Genomic DNA, 15,072 nt, shown 5'->3' with positions numbered 1-15,072 from the left:
CCCGACGCTGCATTGCGGTGCACCATTCCCCAAGATGATGCACCCGCATGCACCGCGATTGGCGTCAAGCCGGTGCGAGGTCTTGAGCGAAAGCGTGCGGATCGCTGCCATCCCAGACCCGCCCATCCATCAGCGTGGACGTGCGCAGCGTGGCGGCAGGCAGTGGCGTGCCGGTGCGCTCGGCCGCTTCGCGATACAGGTCGATGCGGTTGACCTGCTGCGCCAGCGCCAGGTAATCGGGACCGGTATCGGGATCGGTACGGAGCAAGCCCCAGCGGCGGTGCTGTGTCATGAACCACATGCCGTCGGACAGCCACGGAAAGTTCGCTTCGCCGTCCCCGTAGAAGCGCAGGCCGTTATGGCCACGCCAGGCCGCGCCGTCAGAAGCCCCGGCCAGGCAGTACTGCAGCGTCTCGCGGCTGGCATTGACATACGCAGGACTGGCCAGCACCTCAGCCGCCGCTTCGCGGTTGGCGCGCGAGGCGTCGAGCCAGCGCGCGGCCTGCAGCAGCGCGGCGATCATGGCGCGGCAGGCATTGGGGTGGGTGGCAGCAAAAGCAGCGCGCGTGCCCAGCGCCTTGCCGGGATGGTTCGGCCATACCTGCTCGCTCGACGCGGCCTGCACGCCCACGCCGTCGCGCAGCGCGCGCTGGCCCCACGGCTCGCCCGCACAAAAGCCATCCATATGGCCGGCCGCCAGGCTGGCCGCCATCTGCCCCGGCGGCACCGTCACCACCCGGCAGTCTTTCATCGGATCGACGCCCTGCGCCGCCAGCCAGTAATACAGGAACATCGCGTGATTCCCGGTCGGGAACGTGTGCGCGAGCGTCAGGCGCTGCCCGGCCTGCACCAGGCGCGCGAGCCCGCCCGGCTCTGCTGCTGCGTCGGCCCAGGTGCGCGAGAGCGTGATGTTCTGGCCATTCTGGTTCAGGTTCATCAAGACGGCCATGTCGCACTGGCCGGTGCCGATGCCGTTCTGGATCCCGTACACCATGCCGTACAGCGCCTGCGCCGCATCGAGCTGCCCGCCCACCAGGTGCTCGCGCATGCCGGTCCAGGATTGTTCGCGGCTCAGTGCAAAGCGCACGCCGTACAGTTCATCGAAGCCCAGTACCGACGCCATCACCAGCGGCGCGCAGTCGGCCAGCGGCATGAAGCCGATGCGGATGGTCTCGATCTCGGGACGGTCGGTACCGGCGATCCATGCGCCCTTGCCTGCCAATGTCATAGGTCTCCTGATGTTCTTCTTCGATGCCGGGCGCTCAGCCCAGCAGGTCTTCCACGTCGATCAGGCGCTGCGCGACGTCGACCAGCTTCATGTTCTTGTTCATGGCCAGGCTGCGCAGGCGCTGGTAGGCCTGGTCTTCGGTCAGCTGGTAGCGCGTCATCAACATGCCCTTGGCGCGGTCGAGCACCTTGCGCTCGGCCAGCTTTTGCCGGGTGTCGCTCAATTCGTCGAGCAATCGCTGCTCGCGCCGGAAGCGCGCCAGCGCGACGTCGAGCACCGGCTTGACGCGTTCGGCCTGCAGGCCGGCCACGATGTACGCCGACACGCCCGCTTCCAGTGCGGCATCCATGCTGGCCGGCGCGTCATCTTCGGTAAACAGCACGATGGGCCGGCGCGCGTCGCGGGTGGCGATCACGATGTGTTCGAGCACGTCGCGCGCGTCCGACTCGCTGTCGAGGATGATCAGGTCGGGCTGCAACTGCGCGATGCGCTCGGGCAGGAACACGTCGGCCGGCAGCGATGCAACCAGATCGTAGCCCGATTCGAGCAGGCCAATGCGCAGCGCGGTGCTGCGCCGGGTCTGCGCTGCCTGGGCCGCGTCGGGGTCGGTGCCTGGTGCCGTTGCGGACAGCACGACAACAATGCGCAAATGTGGGGTTGTTGTGTCTCGCGGTTTCATGCCGTTTTTGCATGCAAGAATCGTACCTTGTTGCCACATTGCATCGAATCCTTGCCCTTCTTATGCGTGTATCCACTGTCGAGATATGCGTCAAGCGCATATCTTTCCAGTGGGCAACAAAACAATTATTCGTTTCGTGAATCGCGGGAATCACGAATGAAAAGTTTTCTTATGACTCGATGACTCTTATACTGCAACGCAACATGACAGTATTTAACCAGGAGCGCAACATGACTGCAGCTATCCAGCAAACCAATTTCTTCGCAGCGGCCATCGCCGCCATCCGTAGTTTCTCGCAAGACCTGTACATCGCCCACGGCGGTTACGCTCCATCGGTGCGGGGTTAATCATGCATCCACTCGAATACCTGACCATCGCCCTGGCCGTGCTGACCGTTGCCGCCCGCGTCTCGATGTACCTGCCACGTCCGCCAAAAGGCCCGTTCAAGGCAATGTAAGCAACAGGGCACACGCCCAGTCAAGGCAGAATAAACCGCCTGTTTTACCGAGCGCCGGCCGTATTGACATACTGCCGGCGTTTGTATTTATAGTAAAAAAACCTTATTCGATCTGCGCGCCGTGGCAAGTGGCTGCGCTAGAATGCATTCGCATTTCTGGCCAGAAAGCCCTTCTTTCACTTACCACATACCCATGCGCACACCTGCACTCACCCTCTTTGCGGCCTCGTTCGCGGCCTCGCTGGCATCGTTCGCACTGCCGGCAGCAGCAGCACCGACACCCATCACCCTCGACCAGGCCATGAGCCATCCCGACTGGATCGGCACGCCGGTGGAAGACGCCTGGTTCAGCTGGGACAGCAAGCAGGTGTACTACAAGCAGAAGCGCACCGGCTCGCCCGTGCGTGACACGTTCCAGGCTGGCGCGAACGCCGGCAAGGCGCAGATGGTGAGCGACGCCGAGCTGACGAAGATCGACAGCGCCGACGTGGTCTACAACCGCAACAACACGCGCATGCTGGTCATCCGCAACAACGACCTGTTCGAGCGCGACCTGAAATCGGGCCAACTGGTGCAGGTCACGCGCGGCGCGAGCCGCATCGGCAACGCGCAGTACGCGGCCGACGAGCGCTCGGTGCAGTACCGCATCGGCACCGACTGGTATGTGTGGGACCGCGTGACCCGGGTTACCGGCCCGGCCGCGCTGCCGCGCGCGGCGAAGGACCCGAACGCCCCCGAAGACGACGCCTACCGCGCGACCGAGCTGCGCCTGATCGAGCACCTCAAGCGCCAGAAGGATGACCGCGACGCGCTGCGCGCCCGCAACGACGAACTGCGCCGCGTCGATGCCTCGATGGCGCCAACGCCCGTCTACCTGGGCGACAAGGTCACGCTGGAGGCAAGTTCGCTGTCGCCGGACGGCCGCTGGCTGCTGGTCGTCACCGCCGCCAAGGGCGCCGACAAGGGCCGCGTGGGCAAGATGCCGCGCTACGTGAACGAATCGGGTTACGAAGAAACGGAAGACGTGCGCACGCGCGTGGGCCGCAACATGCCGCCGGCGCACTCGCTGAAACTGGTCGACCTGCGCACCAATACCGTCAAGGACATCGGCTTCGACACCCTTCCGGGCATCACTGTCGATCCGCTGGCCGCGCTGCGCGCCGCTGCCAAGAAGGATCCACTCAAGGGCAACCGGCCGGTGGTCGTCTCGGGTGGCCGCAACGCGATCGACTGGAGCAGCAATGGCGCCAGCGTCGCCGTGATGCTGCGTTCGGTCGACAACAAGGACCGCTGGATCGCCAGCGTCGACCTGCGTGACGCCAAGCTGAAACCCCTGAACCGCGTGACCGACGGCGCCTGGGTCAATTACGACAACGCCGAATTCGGCTGGCTGCCGGATAACCGCACGCTGTGGTACCTGTCGGAAGAATCGGGCTACTCGCACCTGTACACCCAGGACACCATGGGGTCGGCCGCGCCACGCGCGCTGACCTCGGGCAAATGGGAAGCCAGCGACGTGCGCTGGAACGCGGACGGCAGCACCGCCTACATGCTGTGCAACCACGAAGCACCGGGCGACTACGAAGTCTGCGCCGTGAGCGCCAGGGGCGGCGCGGTGCGCGAAGTGACGAAGCTCGACGGCGTCGAACGCTTCAACCTGTCGCCGGACCAGAACAAGCTGCTGGTGCACTGGTCGTCGAGCTACACGCCGATCCAGATCGCGACCGTGCCCGTCTCGGGCGGCGCGGCCACCAAACTGACCGACACCCGCACGCCCGACTTCAAGGCACGCGAGTGGATCGAGCCGCAATACGTCGCCGTGCCATCGAGCGCCGGCGGCGACCCGGTACACGCCAAGCTGTATCGCCCGGCGCAGCTGGAAGCCGGCAAGACCTATCCGGTCGTGATGTTCGTGCACGGCGCCGGCTACCTGCAGAACGTCAGCAAGCGTTATCCGGTCTACTTCCGCGAACAGATGTTCCACAACCTGCTGGTGCAGCAGGGGTACATCGTGCTGGACATGGATTACCGCGCCTCGAAAGGCTATGGCGCCAAATGGCGCACGGCGATCTACCGCCAGATGGGCCACCCGGAACTGGACGACTACCTCGACGGCGTGAAGTACCTGGTCGGCCAGCAGCAGGGCGACGCCAACAATATCGGCGTCTATGGCGGCAGCTACGGCGGCTTCATGACCTTCATGGCCCTGATGCGCGCACCGGACGTGTTCAAGGCCGGCGCCGCGCTGCGCCCCGTGACCGACTGGACCAGCTACAACCACGAGTACACGGCCAACATCCTCAACACGCCGGACATCGACCCGGAAGCATATAAAAAATCGTCGCCGATCGAGTACGCACAGAACCTCAAGGGCCACCTGCTGATCTCGCACGGCATGATCGACGATAACGTGCTGTACCAGGACTCGGTGCGCATGGCGCAGCGCCTGATCGAGATGAAGAAGGACCACTGGGAAATGGCGAGCTACCCGCTCGAGCGCCATGGCTATGTGCAGCCGGAAGCGTGGTACGACCAGTACCGCCGGATCTATCAGCTGTTCGAGCGCTCGCTCAAGCAGAAGTAATCCACGCGCCGGCAACCGCTGCGCATACCCTGCGTGCATAGGCATTACAGGATGTAAGCGCGATTGCCGGCGGCGCGCGGCTGGTGCACCTTATGACAACCATCACGTCATGAGGTCCTGCCATGCCACGCTCGCGCGCCACCCTCCCCGCCGCCTTGCCCCTGCTTGCGGCGACCCTGCTGCTGGCCGCCTGCAGCGCGCCCCAGCAACTGCAAGTGGATAGCACCGCAGCGCCCCCGCCGCCGCCGGCGCCCGGGACGCGGGTCGAGATCACCGGCAGCGCGCTCTCCTCGTATTCAGGTTACGCCGGCGTGCAGCCGACGACCTTCCAGCGTCGCGTCGCCACGATGCCCTATCCGATGCCACAGTACGCACCGGGTGCCGACCGCTTCCCCGACGTCCAGGCCAACCGTGCGGTGCTGGTCGAAGAACAACCCGTATCCACCTTCAGCAGCGACGTCGATACCGCGTCGTATGCGTATGTGCGGCGCCAGCTGAACGCCGGCCGCATGCCGCCACCGGCCGCCGTGCGGGTCGAGGAAATGGTGAACTACTTCCCCTACGCTTATGCCGCACCGAACAAGGCCAGTCAGCCATTCGCGCTGACCACGGCCATCATGCCCAGCCCGTGGAATGCGGACAACCAGTTGCTGCACGTGGCCGTGCGCGGCTACGACCTGCAGCGCGCCGAACGGCCGCCGATGAATGTCGTGCTGCTGGTGGACGTGTCCGGCTCGATGGCCCCGCAGGACCGCCTGCCGCTGCTCAAGCAGGGCTTTCGCCTGTTTGCACAGGGCTTGCGCGCACAGGACCGGGTGGCGATCGTTACCTACGCCAATGGCACGGCAGTGGCGCTCGAACCCACGACGGGCAGCGACAGGCAGAAGATCATCGACGCCATCGATGCGTTGCAGGCAGCCGGCGGCACCGCCGGCCGCGATGGCCTGGAGCGCGCCTATGCCATGGCCCAACGCCACTACGATGCGAAAGCCGTCAACCGCGTCATCCTGGCCACCGATGGCGACTTCAATATCGGCGTGAGGGACCCGCGCCAGCTCGAAACCTTCATCGCCGACAAGCGCAAGAGCGGCGTCTACCTGTCGATTTTCGGCGTCGGCGATGGTAACCTGAACGATGCGCTGATCCAGCGCCTGACGCAGTCGGGCAATGGCAATGCCGCCTACATCGACTCGCTTCTGGAAGCGCGCAAGGCGCTGCAAGCTGAACTTGGCTCGACCATGTTCCCGATCGCAAACGACGTCAAGATGCAGGTCGAGTTCAACCCGGCCCGCGTGGCGGCGTATCGCCTGATCGGCTACGAGACGCGCATGCTCGCGCGCCAGGACTTCAAGGACGACAAGGTCGATGCGGGCGATATGGGCGCCGGCCACACGGTGACCGCGATCTACGAGATCACGCCGGCAGCGGGCGCAGGCAAACTGGTCGACCCGCTGCGCTATGGCACCGGCAAGAAAGCCGTCCCGGCGGGTAGAAGTGACGAGCTGGCGTTCGTGCGGGTGCGCTACAAGCTGCCGGGCGAGAGCAAGAGCCGCCTGGCCGAGCAGCCCGTGCGCCCGGCAACGGCGGGCGCCACGCTGGCCGCCGCGCCGGCCGACCAGCGCTTCGCCGTGGCGGTCACCGCGTTCGGCCAGCGCCTGCGCGGCGAGCCGCAGGTCAGTGACTACAGCTATGCGGACATCGCGACGCTGGCGAACGACGCACGGGGCACGGATCCGGACGGTTATCGTGCCGAGTTCGTGAAGCTCGTGCGGATGGCTGAAGCGCTGGGCCAGGCCGGGGCAACCGGGCGGCCTTGACCGTTCACGGCGCGCCCAGCATGTCCAGCAGCGTCAGCGCCACCACCTTGGTGGCGCGGCGCAAGTCTTCCAGCGCCAGCCGCTCGTCGGCCTTCTTCGCATTCGCCTCCATGACCGTGCGCGGCCCGGCGCCATACAGGACGGCCGGAATGCCACGCTCCCCATATAGCCGCGCATCCGCATACAGCGGCGTGCCGACGGCGGGAATCGCTTCGCCGAGCACGGCGTGTGCGTTGCGGCGCAGGCTCTCGACCAGCGGCTGCGCGCCGGGCAGCGGGCGCAATGCCTGCGACAGCAGCAGGCGCCGGATCTCGAGCCGGATGCCCGGCATGCCGGCCACCGCGTCCGTGATCAGCGCGCGCACCTGCGCTTCGACGGCGACCGGGTCTTCTTCGGGAATCATGCGCCGGTCGAGCTTGAGCACCACCTTGCCCGGCACCACATTGGTATTCGTGCCGCCATCGATGCGCCCGACGAGCATCGTCGGCGAATCGATGCCCGGTACGCCCGACTTGATGGTCTTGAGCCGCGGCAGGTCGCCGTAGATGGCATTGAGCACCCGCGTGGCTGCCTGCAGCGCATCGACCGCGGTTTCGGGCATCGCGCCGTGGCCGGCCTTGCCGTGCACCGTCACTTCCAGCTGCAGGCAGGCGTTGTGCGCGGTGATGATGCTGTAGCCAAAACCGGCGGCGATCACGTAGTCGGGCTGCGTCAGGCCCTGCTCCAGCAGCCAGCCCGGCCCCAGCAGCCCGCCAAATTCTTCATCATAGGTAAAGTGCAGCTCGACGCCGCCACGCAGCGGCGCGCCCAGTGCTTCGAGCGCGCGCACCGCGAACACATAGGTGGCAAAGTCGCTTTTCGATACCGCTGCCGCGCGTCCGTACAGGTAACCGTCTTCGATGACGGCGCCATATGGTGGATGGGTCCAGCCTTCGCCCGGCGGCACCACGTCGCCATGCGCATTGAGCGCCAGCGTCGGCCCGTCTCCGCCATACGGCCGGCGCACGATCAAATTCGTGATGCTTTCCAGGCCGTAGTCAATCACCTGCTGCGCTGGCACCGCATGCCGCTCGACTGGCCAGCCGGCGCGCTCCAGCATGTCGGCCACGGCCTCGGCATGCGGCGCGTTGTTGCCCGGCGGCGTATCGGTGGGAATCCGCACGACGGCCTGCAAAAAACCCACTTCGTCATCGAAGTGCGCGTCGATCCAGTCGGCCAGGCGTGTCTGCAGTGCGTTCATGGTGTGTTTCCTGTGTTGGCGCCGGCCTCGAACCAGGCCTTGACCACGGCGCGTTCGGCATCGGTCATGTGCGTCAGATTCGCCAGCGGCATGGCCCTGGTCTGGACTGTCTGCTGGTAGATGCGCGCGGCGTGTTGGCCGATCTGTTCCGGCGTTTCGAGCATGACGCCCAGCGGCGCCGCCGCAAAACCGGGCTGCGTCGGTTGCGCTGCATGGCACGAGACGCAACGCGCGCCCATGATCGTGCGGACCTCGGCAAAGCGGGCGGCGTCGGTGGTCGCGGTGGTAACGACCGGATCGACGCGTACCGGCCTGGCTGGTGCCAGCAGCACGCCAAGACCCAACAGCAGCGCGGCCCCCGCCACCGGGTACCGCCACTCGATACGGCCCTTGTGGCGCAGGTTGAAGAAGTGGCGGATCAACACGCCGGCCAGCATGATCACGCCCAGCACCGCCCAAGCATGCGGGTGGTTGTAGGTCATCGCGTAGTGGTTGCTGATCATGATGAACAGCACCGGCAATGTGAAGTAGTTATTGTGGACGCTGCGCTGCTTGGCCTTGATGCCGTGGACCGGATCGGGCTTCTGCCCCGCCAGCATGGCATTCACCATCTTGCGCTGGCCCGGGATGATCAGCATCGCCACGTTTGCCACCATCATCGTGCCGATCATCGCGCCCACGTGCAGGTAGGCCGCGCGACCGCTGAGCAGGTGCGTAAGCACCCAGCTGCTGCCGACCAAGAACAGGAAGACCACCGCGCCAAACGCCAGCTGGCGCTGCACCAGCGGAGAGCGGCACAGCAGATCGTAGACGATCCAGCCCACGACCAGGCTGCCGATGCCGATGCCGATCGCCTGCCCACTCGACAAATCGGCCACGCTGCGGTCGATCATCATCGCTTTCGCATTCATGTAATACACGATGGTCAGGAGCGCAAAGCCCGACAGCCACGTGGAATAGGCTTCCCACTTGAACCAGTGCAGCTCCTTTGGCAATTCCGCAGGCGCCACCAGGTATTTTTGCGGGTTGTAGAAGCCGCCGCCGTGCACGGCCCACAGCTCGCCGGCGACACCCTTGCGCTCGAGGTCCGAGCCAGGCGCCGGCGGCTTGATCGTGTTGTCGAGCCAGACGAAGTAGAACGATGCGCCGATCCAGGCGATGCCGGTGATGATGTGCAGCCAGCGCACCAGCAGATTGAGCCATTCGAGAACGTAGGGGGCCAGGTATCCGGGGTCGAACATGGGCGTCCTTCAGGGTCGCAGATTCAAGGGGAACTACGCGAGCGCGCCAGTGCAACCACGGCGACCGACGGCTTGACGATACGCTGATTTCCATTTCTGCAACAACAAAATCGGCGTATATTCGACATATCCAACTCGATATACAACGAAGACTTCACGGCCATGTCCAGCCTTCCCCGCAACCTCGACCTGCACCTGATCCGCATCCTCTACCTGCTGCTGGTGGAGAAAAACGTCTCGCGCGTGGCGCTCAAACTGAATCAGCCGCAGCCGTCGATCTCGGCGTCGCTGCGCAAACTGCGCGAGCTGACGGGCGACCCGATTCTCGTGCGCGGCGCGCGCGGCATGGTGCCGACGCAGCACGGCGAAGGTCTGCTCAAGCCCGCCAAGCGCATCCTCGACGAAGCCGAAAGCCTGTTCGTGCGCAAGGCGCCGTTCCTGCCCGAAGACGCCACGCGCACCTTCCACATCGCCGCGCCGGATTACCTCGATGCGCGCTTCCTGCCCAATGTGGTGGCGCTGCTGCGCCGCGGCTCGCCCGGCAGCAAGGTCGTGATCCATGCGCTGGGGCCGGGCCAGGATTATCTGCGCATGCTCTCGGACGGCGACATGGACCTGGTGATCGCCAACTGGGACGAGCCGCCGGCGCACCTGCACATCTCGAAGCTGTTCGAAGACCCGATCATCTGCACGATGCGCGCCGACAGTCCGTATGCGCGGCGCACGGCGCCGGACGCGATGACGCTCGAGGATTATCTCGACCTGCCCCACGTTGCTCCGACCCAGATGCTGCCCGGGTACCACGGCGTGATCGACGCGCATCTCGAACGCCTCGGCCTGCAGCGCCGCGTGGCGGTGGAGTCGCCCTACTTCGGCGTGATCCCGTACATGCTCACGCAAAGTGACCTGGTCCTGACCACCGGCCGCCAGTTCATCCGCGCCTACGAGAAGACGCTGCCTTTGAAAAGCTTCACGGTGCCGGTGAAGTTTCCGCCGATGCGCTTTTATCAGTTGTGGCACCAGCGCGTGCACCAGTCGACCGAGCACAAATGGCTGCGCGACCAGGTCAGCAGCGCGGCGCGCGCCCTGGTGCAGGGCTAGCTCTATATGCGCAGGCTGCTGGCAGCCATCCGCCGGGCGATATGGGCGCAGCCACCGCGAGACCGTATGATCGACCGCTTGACCACCATGGAGCGCACATGACCACGATCGCGACGCTGAACGCATGCGAGGCCAGCGGCTTTGTCGAGGCCCTGCGCGGCATCTACGAACATTCGCCCTGGATCGCCGCGCGCGCAGCGCAGGCCCGCCCGTTCGCCAGCCTGGCTGCGCTCAAGCGCGCCTTGCAGTCGGTGGTGGACGCGGCCAGCATCGACGAACAACTGGCGCTGCTGCGCGCCCACCCGGAACTGGCCGGCAAGGCCGCGATCGCCGGCGCCCTGACCGCCGAATCCACGAGCGAGCAAGCCAGTTCGGGACTGGACCGCTGCACGCCGCACGAGTACGCGCAGCTGCACGCGCTCAATGCCGACTACAACGGCCGCTTCGGCTTTCCGTTCATCCTTGCGGTCAAGGGGCCGACCGGCCACGGCCTGTCGCGCCAGGCCATCATCGCCACTTTCGAGCGGCGCATCGGCAATGCACGTGGCGACGAGCTGCGCGAGGCGCTGCGCCAGGTGCACCGCATCGCCGAGATTCGCCTGAACGCGCTGCTGGGCGTGACACCGTCGCTTGGCGCGCGCGTGATGGACTGGTGCGAAGCGCTGGGCGCCATCAGCGACGTTGAGACGAACCTGACCTGCGCCTACATGACGCCGGCCCACCAGCGCACCGCCGCGTGCATCGCCGGCTGGATGCGCGATGCTGGCATGACGGTCCACATTGACGCGGTGGGCAATGTCGTCGGCCGCTACGCTGCCGCGCAGCCGGGCGCAAAAACGCTGGCGACGGGTTCGCACTACGACACCGTGCGCGATGGCGGCAAGTACGACGGGCGCCTGGGCATCCTGCTGCCGATCGCCGTCGTCGCCGACCTGCATGCGCGCGGCCAGCGCCTGCCGTACGACCTGGAGGTAATCGCGTTTGCCGAAGAAGAAGGCGTGCGTTTCCGCAGCACGTTCCTGGGCAGCAGCGCCGTTGCGGGCAGCTTCGACATGGGTTTATTAAGCGCGGTCGACAGCGACGGCGTTACGCTCGGGGACGCGCTGGCGCAGGCTGGCCACGATCCTGCGCACATCGCCGCCATCGCACGCGATCCTGCGTCGTTCCTCGGCTTTGTCGAAGTCCATATCGAACAAGGCCCGGTGCTGCTCGAACGGGGCCTGCCACTGGGCGTGGTGAACGCGATTGCCGGCAGCTCGCGCCATATCGTCGAACTGCGCGGCGTGGCCAGCCACGCGGGCACCACGCCGATGGGCATGCGGCGCGATGCGGCCGCTGCTGCCGCAGAGATCGTGCTGCTGGTGGAAGCGCGCTGCCGCCAGGGCTCGGCCCTGGTCGGCACGGTCGGCCAGCTCGAGGTGCCGGGCGGCTCGGTCAACGTGATCCCCGGCGCGTGCCGCCTGTCCCTTGATATACGCGCCGCCGACGATGCGGTGCGCCTGGCCGCAGTGGCCGATATCCTGGCCGGTATCAGCGCCATCTGCGCCGCGCGCGGCATCGGCGAGCGGCTGGTCAAGCTGCTGGAGATTGACGCCGTACCCTGCGCGCCGCGCCTGATGGCGCAGCTGGGCGCCGCGGTCGAACGTGCCGGCCTGCCCCGCTTCGACCTGCCATCCGGCGCCGGTCACGACGCCATGCGCATGGCAGAATTGACCGACGTGGCGATGCTGTTTGTCCGCTGCGGCAACGGCGGGATCAGCCACAATCCGCTCGAGACGATGACGGCCGATGATGCCGATATCGCGGGGCGGGTGCTGCTGGACTTCCTTGGACGTTTCATTCAAGCGCGCAGTTGACAGCGACGTCAAGCTTGCGCCCCATCTTGAGCAAGCCACCAGCATGTTCTGCGTGCAGCGCCGTGCTCAAGACGTTCCAAAACTGACGAGGTTGCGTTGCGACCGATCACGTGTCACCAGCACGCGGGCCTGTTCCACCGGCACACATGCTTGCTGCGTGAATGTCCGGGACTGCGCCTTGGCAGCCTCCGCAACGCGCTTCTCTTCCGTCACCACGTCATAGTTCCCGCGCTTGAACAGTAAATGCTCGATACCGTCGTCACCCGCCAGCGCCGGCTTGACGACGACCAGCGACCAGTGACTTTCATCGCCAACAAATTGCTTGCGCTTCAAATAGTCATTCACGCGTGCCGCCACGAGAGTACCGTCAGGAACTCTACTTTGGTAAGGCGTTAGCGGACACAGCAAGGTCCCGGCAGGCCACGCCAGACCCACCAGCGGCATGACGGCGTCGGGACGCAGTTGCGACAGCTGGCGATCGACCGGGTGCCGATCCTGGGCACAGGCGCCGAGTGCCAGCAACGCGAGGATGCCGATGGTGCGAAATGATTTCTTCATATGAAGCGTGCCTGTTCGAGGTAACAATGAATCGACCGGTAAGGCACGATCCGTTGATGATTCTTGACTGATCGTTCAAGTATCCTTACATTGTGATTATCTTATAACCTTTCAGCACCCGATCCTGTCCCATGGCCCGCCCGAGAAATTTCGTCGAAGAAGATGTCATCGACAGCGCGGCGGCGGTGTTCGGCCGCCTCGGCTATACAGCGTGCTCGATCGACGATCTCGTCGAAGCGACAGGACTGCAACGGGGCAGCCTCTACAAAGCTTTCGGTTCCAAGCGGGGTCTCTTTGAAAAAGTATTGCAAAAGACGCTGGCCGGCAACTGGGCAAGCGATGGCGCATCGCTGGATCTGATGATCACGGCGTTGCGGGAACTGGCAAGCTTCGACCTCCCCGTCGCCGAACTGTGTCGTTGTGCATTGGCGGCACATGCATCAAACGCAGCAGAATTGCTGGGCTCCCGTTTACTCGACCATCTACCACGCAAGGAATGACAATGCCACGACTGGAACTGACCGACAGGGAGCTCATCGTTCATCTGGGCAAATGGGAAAAACTGATGGCACTGCACCCTGACGTACGCGTTCCCCTGCAGCAGGTACGCGGCGCGACCGAAGACCCCAATTTTGGTGGAGCAAGCGGTTTCAAGCTGGGCCTGCGCCTTCCCGGAACGCATGTTCCATTTATTGTCGCAGCCGGAACCTTCCTCAAGGCGGGCGACAGACAATTCGTCTTCACGCGGCGCAAGCTCCACACCATCGTCATCGAACTGGCGGGCAATGAATGGACACGGCTGGTCGTCGGCGTGCCTGATGCCCATGCCGAGGCGGCGCGCATCAATGCTGCGGTCGCGCGCCTTGGCACCAATCCGGGCTGACCTGCGCCAGCGCCATCAAGCCAGCCGTTTCAGCACCGCAGCGAGCTTGCCGAACAATTCATCCACGTGCTGGCGCCCCATGACCAGCGGCGGCGACAGCGCGATGATATCGCCCGTCGTGCGGATCAACAGACCCTCGGCGAACGCCGCCTTGAGGGCCGCATAGCCGCGCGCGCCCGGCTGGCCCGGGATCGGGGCCAGCTCGATGCCGGCGATGATGCCGAGCGAGCGCAGGTCGATCACGTGCGGCAGGCCGCGCAGCGATTGCAGCGCTTCTTCGAAATACGGCTGGATGGCCGCCGCATTGGCCAATATGCCCTGCTCGGCAAACACGTCGAGCGTGGCCAGCGCCGCGGCGCACGCCAGCGGGTGGCCCGAATAGGTATAACCGTGAAACAGCTCGATGCCGGGCGGCGCGTCCATGAACGCGTCGTGGATGAAGCCCTTGGAAAACACGGCGCCCATTGGCACGGCGCCATTGGTGATGCCTTTCGCGGTCGTCATCATGTCGGGTTCGACGCCGAACCAGTCGCCCGCAAACGGCGTGGTCAGTCGGCCGAAACCCGTGATGACTTCATCGAAGATGAGCAGGATGCCGTGCCGGTCGCAGATCGCGCGCAGCCGCGCCAGATAGCCCTTGGGCGGAATCAGCACACCGGTCGAACCGGCCACCGGTTCGACGATCACGGCGGCGATCGTCGACGGATCGTGCAGCAGCAGCATGCGTTCGAGGTCGTCGGCCAGCTCGGCGCCGTGTTCGGGCTCGCCGCGCGCGAAGGCGTTGCGCTCGGGGTCGTGCGTGTGGCGCAGATGGTCGACACCCGGCAGCAGCGGGCCGAACGCCTTGCGGTTGGCGCCGATGCCGCCGACCGACAGCCCGCCGAAGCCCACGCCGTGGTAGCCGCGCTCGCGGCCGATCAAACGCGTGCGCCCGCCTTCGCCGCGCAGCCGGTGGTAGGCCAGCGCGATCTTGAGTGCGGTGTCGACCGCCTCCGAACCGGAGTTGGTATAGAACACGTGGGAGAAACGGCCTCCGCTAAAGTCGATCAGCCGTTCGGCCAGTTCGAACGCGCCCGGATGCCCCATCTGGAACGTGGGCGCGAAGTCGAGCTGGCCGGCCATCTGCGCAATCGCCGCCGCGATCCTCGGCTGGCCGTGGCCGCACGGCACGCACCACAGGCCGGCGGCGCCGTCGAGCACCTGATTGCCATCGAAGTCGCGGTAGTACATGCCTTCGGCCGAGACCAGCAGGCGCGGGTCGCGTTTGAAGTCGCGGTTGTTCGTGAAGGGCATCCAGAAGGATGCCATGGTGCTGGGCCTGGCCTGGTGCATGACGATCTCCTGCCTCGATGGCAATGGTCAACAGTGCGGCGTTTGTCTGTACGCCCCGAGTCGATGGTATGCTAACGCTTACAACTATGACAATGC

At 65.4% G+C, this 15,072-nt stretch carries 12 protein-coding genes; 6 read left to right on the top strand and 6 right to left on the bottom strand.

The features are described from left to right. Positions 1–64: 64 nt before the first annotated feature. Positions 65–1,228: a CmpA/NrtA family ABC transporter substrate-binding protein gene (locus AC56LW_RS07595; RefSeq protein WP_499633242.1), complete on the bottom strand. Its 1,164-nt coding sequence runs from the start codon at positions 1,226–1,228 to the stop codon at positions 65–67. 34 nt (positions 1,229–1,262) lie between these two features. Beyond that, positions 1,263–1,907 carry an ANTAR domain-containing response regulator gene (locus tag AC56LW_RS07590; protein ID WP_332530185.1) on the bottom strand — a complete coding sequence of 215 codons (645 nt, stop codon included), beginning with the start codon at positions 1,905–1,907 and terminating at the stop codon, positions 1,263–1,265. Between the two features lie 650 nt (positions 1,908–2,557). Here AC56LW_RS07590 and AC56LW_RS07585 point away from each other — a divergent pair. Then, positions 2,558–4,948 (top strand): S9 family peptidase, encoded by a 2,391-nt coding sequence (locus AC56LW_RS07585; protein ID WP_499633240.1) that lies wholly within the window; start codon positions 2,558–2,560, stop codon positions 4,946–4,948. A gap of 122 nt (positions 4,949–5,070) precedes the next feature. After that, positions 5,071–6,765: a vWA domain-containing protein gene (locus tag AC56LW_RS07580; RefSeq protein WP_499633238.1), complete on the top strand. Its 1,695-nt coding sequence runs from the start codon at positions 5,071–5,073 to the stop codon at positions 6,763–6,765. Positions 6,766–6,769: 4 nt separating this feature from the next. Here AC56LW_RS07580 and AC56LW_RS07575 read toward each other — a convergent pair whose 3' ends face one another. Then, positions 6,770–8,005 carry a M20/M25/M40 family metallo-hydrolase gene (locus AC56LW_RS07575; protein ID WP_499633236.1) on the bottom strand — a complete coding sequence of 412 codons (1,236 nt, stop codon included), beginning with the start codon at positions 8,003–8,005 and terminating at the stop codon, positions 6,770–6,772. Next, positions 8,002–9,246, bottom strand: coding sequence for a urate hydroxylase PuuD (locus AC56LW_RS07570; protein ID WP_499633234.1), 1,245 nt, complete (start codon positions 9,244–9,246; stop codon positions 8,002–8,004). The genes AC56LW_RS07575 and AC56LW_RS07570 overlap by 4 nt, the downstream gene beginning before the upstream one ends. Before the next feature lie 162 nt (positions 9,247–9,408). Here AC56LW_RS07570 and AC56LW_RS07565 point away from each other — a divergent pair, with 162 nt between their 5' ends. Beyond that, positions 9,409–10,347 carry a LysR substrate-binding domain-containing protein gene (locus AC56LW_RS07565; RefSeq protein ID WP_332530180.1) on the top strand — a complete coding sequence of 313 codons (939 nt, stop codon included), beginning with the start codon at positions 9,409–9,411 and terminating at the stop codon, positions 10,345–10,347. A gap of 98 nt (positions 10,348–10,445) precedes the next feature. Then, on the top strand, positions 10,446–12,203 hold the full coding sequence (locus AC56LW_RS07560) for an allantoate amidohydrolase (protein ID WP_499633232.1): 1,758 nt from the start codon (positions 10,446–10,448) through the stop codon (positions 12,201–12,203). A 66-nt stretch (positions 12,204–12,269) separates the two neighbouring features. Here the strand turns inward: AC56LW_RS07560 and AC56LW_RS07555 are convergent, their stop codons facing one another. Next, entirely contained in the window at positions 12,270–12,761 is a 492-nt protein-coding gene (locus AC56LW_RS07555; RefSeq protein ID WP_499633231.1) for a hypothetical protein, read from the bottom strand. Between the two features lie 131 nt (positions 12,762–12,892). Between AC56LW_RS07555 and AC56LW_RS07550 the strand changes: the two genes are divergently transcribed. Next, a complete protein-coding gene (locus tag AC56LW_RS07550; protein WP_499633229.1) occupies positions 12,893–13,261 on the top strand; it encodes a TetR/AcrR family transcriptional regulator in 369 nt (122 codons plus the stop codon). Between the two features lie 2 nt (positions 13,262–13,263). Further along, positions 13,264–13,644, top strand: a complete 381-nt coding sequence (locus tag AC56LW_RS07545; RefSeq protein ID WP_499633227.1) for a hypothetical protein — start codon at positions 13,264–13,266, stop codon at positions 13,642–13,644. A gap of 15 nt (positions 13,645–13,659) precedes the next feature. Here the strand turns inward: AC56LW_RS07545 and aptA are convergent, their stop codons facing one another. Continuing rightward, positions 13,660–14,952 (bottom strand): omega-aminotransferase AptA, encoded by a 1,293-nt coding sequence (gene aptA, locus AC56LW_RS07540; protein WP_499633226.1) that lies wholly within the window; start codon positions 14,950–14,952, stop codon positions 13,660–13,662. Positions 14,953–15,072 lie beyond the last annotated feature (120 nt).

This window comes from Telluria sp. LT2P80 (assembly GCF_059685955.1).
Note: the sequence above shows the minus strand (reverse complement) of the source record. Positions and strands in the feature narration are given on the sequence as shown.